8 protein-coding genes are annotated in these 4,748 nt (G+C 73.9%); all 8 read right to left on the minus strand.

Translation table 11 applies throughout. The features are described 5' to 3' along the window. Positions 1 to 445: 23S rRNA (pseudouridine(1915)-N(3))-methyltransferase RlmH (locus D6718_00820; GenBank protein RMG48897.1), on the minus strand; the 445-nt coding region annotated here is incomplete at its 3' end. Position 446: 1 nt separating this feature from the next. Then, entirely contained in the window at positions 447 to 836 is a 390-nt protein-coding gene (gene rsfS / locus D6718_00825; GenBank protein RMG48898.1) for a ribosome silencing factor, read from the minus strand. Positions 837 to 878: 42 nt separating this feature from the next. After that, positions 879 to 1,505: a nicotinate (nicotinamide) nucleotide adenylyltransferase gene (gene nadD, locus D6718_00830; GenBank protein ID RMG48899.1), complete on the minus strand. Its 627-nt coding sequence runs from the start codon at positions 1,503 to 1,505 to the stop codon at positions 879 to 881. Then, the gene (obgE, locus tag D6718_00835) at positions 1,502 to 2,518 is read right to left on the minus strand and encodes a GTPase ObgE (protein ID RMG48900.1); all 1,017 of its coding nucleotides are present in this window, start codon (positions 2,516 to 2,518) and stop codon (positions 1,502 to 1,504) included. The genes nadD and obgE overlap by 4 nt, the downstream gene beginning before the upstream one ends. A gap of 59 nt (positions 2,519 to 2,577) precedes the next feature. Next, positions 2,578 to 2,835, minus strand: a complete 258-nt coding sequence (locus D6718_00840) for a 50S ribosomal protein L27 (protein ID RMG48901.1) — start codon at positions 2,833 to 2,835, stop codon at positions 2,578 to 2,580. A gap of 10 nt (positions 2,836 to 2,845) precedes the next feature. Next, positions 2,846 to 3,175 carry a 50S ribosomal protein L21 gene (gene rplU, locus D6718_00845; protein RMG48902.1) on the minus strand — a complete coding sequence of 110 codons (330 nt, stop codon included), beginning with the start codon at positions 3,173 to 3,175 and terminating at the stop codon, positions 2,846 to 2,848. A gap of 86 nt (positions 3,176 to 3,261) precedes the next feature. Then, positions 3,262 to 3,861, minus strand: a complete 600-nt coding sequence (locus D6718_00850) for a hypothetical protein (protein ID RMG48903.1) — start codon at positions 3,859 to 3,861, stop codon at positions 3,262 to 3,264. Between the two features lie 28 nt (positions 3,862 to 3,889). Beyond that, the gene (locus D6718_00855; GenBank protein RMG48904.1) at positions 3,890 to 4,678 is read right to left on the minus strand and encodes a 3'-5' exonuclease; all 789 of its coding nucleotides are present in this window, start codon (positions 4,676 to 4,678) and stop codon (positions 3,890 to 3,892) included. Between the last annotated feature and the right edge of the window lie 70 nt (positions 4,679 to 4,748).

Genomic DNA, 4,748 nt, shown 5'->3' on the forward strand with positions numbered 1-4,748 from the left:
GCCCGCGGCTGCGCGCCAGCGCCCGGTAGCTCTGCTCGAGGAGGACCACCGCGGCGAGTTCGTGGGGCAGCGTCATCGGGCCGAGCGACAGCCGGTGGTCGCACGCGGCGGCGAAGGCCGGATCGAGGCCGTCCGGCCCACCCACGACGAACAGGACCTTCCCGCTCTCGCGCCACCTCTCGAGGCGTGCCGCGAACGCCGCCGAGTCCAGCGGCTCCCCCTCCGCATCGAGGGCCACCGTCACCCCCCGGCGCGGCAGGCGCTCGCGCAGTTTTCGCGCCTCGTCGCGCCTGCGCTCGGCGGCAGTCCGGCGCCGGGAGGGCGCGACCGTCTCCCGCGAGCACGGTGCCAGCGGGGAGATCCGTTCGAGGTACCGATCGGCGAGTTCGCGAAACGGACCGGCGCGGTCGCGGCCGACGGTCAGGATGCGGATCGCGCCCGCCACGTCACCGAGCCGCCGCCTCGGGATCGATCACCGGCGCGTCGTACCACAGCGACTCGATCCGGTAGAAGTTTCGCGCGCGCTCGCTGAAGACGTGGACGATGACGTCGCCGCAGTCGATCAGGACCCACTCGCCGGCCTCGTAGCCTTCGACCGCGGGCGCGCGTCCGGTGGCCTCGCGGACGGCCCGCTCGACGTCGTCCGCCAGCGCCTGGACCTGGCGTACCGACTCGCCGTGCCCGATCACGAAGAAATCGGTGTACGAACAGCGGCCCCGCAGGTCGAGGACGGTCAGGCCACCGATCTTCGACTCGCGCAGGCGCGCCAGCGCGGCGCGCAGCGCGGGGGTGTCCGGAGGGATCGGTTCGCGGTGCGCTAGCTTCCGGTCCGCCATCGCCCTCGAAAATCCTCCTCGCTCCGAAAAGCCGCGCTTCCGTCACGCGCCATGGTACAGCGCGCGCTTTTCGATGTAACGCCGGACGCGCGGGTCGAGAACGGCACCCGGATCGCCGCCCCGCGCCAGCGTCCGGCGGATGGCGCTCGCCGACACCGGCTGCGGGGCCATCGGAACGCGGTAGACGGCCCGGCACCCGGGAGGAGCCGGCTCGCCGGGCTCGCGGAGCCGGGGGCGATCGGCGGGCCGAACGGCGTCGAGGCCGCCCGCCCCGGGGCGCCCGACGACGGCGAGATGGGCCAGGCGCTCGATCTCCTGCGCGTCCCGCCAGGTGGGCAACTCGTCGTAGCTGTCGCCCCCGACGATCAGGAACAGTTCCGCTCCCGGCCACTCGCTCTGCAGCTCGCGCAGCGTCTCGACGGTGTAGGAGATGCCGCCGCGGGCGATCTCGCGTGGCGAGACGACGAGCCGGTCGAAATCGAGGAAGGCCAGCACGGCCATCGCGAAGCGGTCGAACGGGCCGGCGGTGGCCGGTGGGCGGTGGGGAGGACCGGCGCACGGGACCACCTCCACGCGGTCGAGACCGAGCGCGTCCCGCGCGGCGGCGGCGACCGCCGTGTGCCCCTTGTGCGGGGGGTCGAAGGTTCCGCCGAACAGGCCGATCTTCACGGCCGGGACCTCTCCGCGCCCGCGAGCGCGCGTTCGGCCATCGCGGCGACGAGGTCGTCGAGCCCGGCCCCGGTGACGGCCGAGACCGCGAAGAAGGGCGCGCCGCGGCGGCGCGCCGCCGCCTCCAGCCGCTCGCGGCGCGCCGGGTCGTCGATGGCGTCGAGCTTCGTGCCGACCACGATCCGGTCGCGGCGGTCGAGGCCGCCCCCGTACAGGGCGAGTTCCCTTTCCACCGTCTCGAGGTCGGAGACCGGGTCGCGCCCCTCCGCCGACGAGAGGTCCACGAGGAGGGCCAGCACGCGGCAGCGCTCGACGTGGCGGAGGAAGCGGTCGCCGAGACCGCGCCCGGCGTGGGCCCCCTCGATCAGCCCCGGCAGGTCGGCGACCACGAAGCTGCGGTGGTCCCCGGCGTCGACGACACCGAGCACCGGGGAGAGCGTGGTGAACGGGTAGCTTCCGATCTCGGGCCGGGCGGCGGAGATCCGCGAGATCAGCGTGCTCTTGCCGGCGTTGGGCAGGCCGACGAGGCCGACATCGGCGAGCAGTTTCAGCACGAGCCGGAGGGTGCGCCGCTCGCCCGGTTCCCCCGGCTGCGCGAAGCGCGGCGCCTGCCGCGTCGAGGTGGCGAAGTGGGCGTTCCCCTTGCCGCCGCGCCCCCCGCGGGCGGCGAGGAACCGCTGGCCGGGAGAGGTCAGGTCGGCGAGCTGGACCTCGCCGTCGGCGTCGAAGACCACCGTGCCGAGCGGTACCGGCAGTTCGAGATCGTCTCCGGAGCGGCCGGTGCGGAGGCTCCCCTCGCCGGGCCGGCCGTGCCCCGCCCGGAAGACGCGCTCGTAGCGGTAACGGAGGAGCGTGTTCTCCTTCGGATCGGCGACGAGCCAGACCGATCCGCCGTCGCCGCCGTCGCCCCCCGAGGGCCCGCCGCGGGGGACGTACTTCTCGCGGCGGAAAGCCACGCAGCCGCGGCCGCCGTCTCCGCCGGCGACCTCGAGGGAGACCTCGTCGATGAACATGGAGCCATTCTCCCCCAGCCGCGGCGGCCGGGGAAGGAAGCGGCCGGCGCCAGCGGGACTCAGGCCTGGGGCCGGACCTCGATAAACTTGCCCATCCGGCCCCGGTCGCGGAAGGCGACCACGCCGTCGATCAGGGCGAAGAGTGTGTCGTCCTTGCCGCGGCCCACGCCGGCTCCCGGCTTGTACCGGGTTCCGCGCTGGCGGACGATGATGTTGCCCGCCAGCACCGTCTCGCCGGCGTACTTCTTGATTCCGAGCCGCTTGGCCCGGCTGTCGCGACCGTTGCGGGACGACCCGCCCGCTTTCTTGTGGGCCATGGCGCGTTCCTCAGTGACCCGGCTCGATCGCTTCGATCTCGACCAGGGTGTACCACTGCCTGTGGCCGCGGGTCCGGCGGTACTGCTTGCGGCGCTTCTTCTTGAAGACGATCACCTTCCGGTCCCGCCGCTCGTCGATCACGCGGGCCCGGACGCACGCCCCCTCGACCGTCGGCGTGCCGATCCGCAGGTCGGCCCCCGAGCCCAGCAGGAGCACGCGGTCGAAGGTCACGGTCTCCCCGGGCGGGGTCCCGAGCCGGTCGACGCGGACCCGCTCGCCCGGCGCCACACGGATCTGGCGGCCGCCCGCCTCGATGACGGCGTATGTCTCGGCGCCCACGGGGTTTCTCCTCGCATGACGGGCCGCGCCCGTGAAGGGACGCGGGCGGCGACCGCCCGCCGCTGGCCCGACGAACCCGGGGGATTCTAGGGACCGCCTTCCCGGCCGTCAAACCGCCCCCGCCCGCGCAGCCGCGCCCAGTCGACCCGGAAGGCCCCGCCCGGCAGGGCGATCCAGTGCAGCTCCCGGTACGGGGTCCCGCGGGCGTGGTGGTACAGCCGGGCGGTGCGGGCGTAGAAGCCGCGGGTGTGGGGGGTCTCGGGAAACCCCAGGCCGTGCCGGTCCAGGTGGTGGCAGAACTCGTGGCAGAGGGTGGAGAGGAAGGTGCCGAACGAGGTCACCCGCTTGCGGACCGCGGTCCGCATCCAGACCCGGATCAGCCCCGTCTCGAGATCGTAGTCCCCGAAGAGCTCCGTCGCTCCGCCGTCCCGATAGACCCGCCGCGGCCGCGCGGCGAGCACCCTGACGGCCGGTGCCGGCACGCCGTAGAAGGCGGCGGCGGCCCGGAGGAACTCCCGGCACGCCTCCTCGACCGCCGCGCGGTCCTCCGCCGCCAGCGCCCGCTCGATCTTCCGGGCGGGCCGCCGCAGGCGGTCGTCGGCGGGGAGATCGATCCGGTCGAGCGCGTCGCTGCGGGCGAAGGCTTCCCGCCGTGCGCGCGCTCGGGGAGGCCGCTCGGTGATCACGGCCGCCGCGTGCCGGCCCGGCGGGCCGTCAGCGGAGACCCCGCTGGGGGAACGTGCCGCTCAGCGCGTCCCTGAGGATCCGCTTGACGCCGGGGCTGAAATCCTTGTCGAGCATCCATCGGAGGTAGTCGGGGCGCTCGCGCACGAGTTGGCGCAGGGTGGTGCCCCGGTGCTTGCCGAAGGCCAGGACGGCCTCGCCCTCCTCGTTCCAGGCGATGCGTCCCGAAGCCTCGACGAACCGGTCGCCGCCGGGGTTGCAGAGGCGGTCGAGCCCGCCGATGTCGTCCGGCAGGTCGGGATAGCGCTCCACCTGGGCCTGGAGCACCTCGAGCGTCGCCTCCGCGTCGGCCAGGGCGGAGTGGGCCCCTTCCAGCTCCTTGCCGCAGTAAAAGCGGTAGGCGGCAGCCAGGTCGCGCGGTTCCTTCATATGGAAGATGCGCATCGCGTCGACGTGCCGCCGCCCCTGGAGGTCGAGGGGCCGGCCGATCCGCTCCATCTCGACCCGCAGCAGCGGCAGGTCGAACCGCAGGCTGTTGAAGCCCGCGATGTCGGCCCCGTCGAACAGCTCGTGGATGGTGTCGGCGATCTCGGCGAGCTTCGGGGCTCCGCGGACGTCTTCGTCGCGGATGCCGTGGACCGCGGTGGCGGCCGGAGGGATCGGAATGCCGGGGTCGACCAGCGTGCGGAACGACCTCCGCGCGCCCGCGGGCTCGAGACGGACGATGCCGATCTCCACGATCCGGTCGTTGGCGATGTCGGTACCGGTGGCTTCGAGGTCGAACGCCGTCAGCGGGCGCTCGAGTCGGATGCGGCGCATCGGAAACCCTCCGCCGCCATTGTACGACGCGGCGCGGCACGGAGAATCCCGCCGCCCGGTTGCGCCCCGC

Source organism: Acidobacteriota bacterium (assembly GCA_003696075.1).
Taxonomy (GTDB): Bacteria; Acidobacteriota; Polarisedimenticolia; order J045; family J045; genus J045.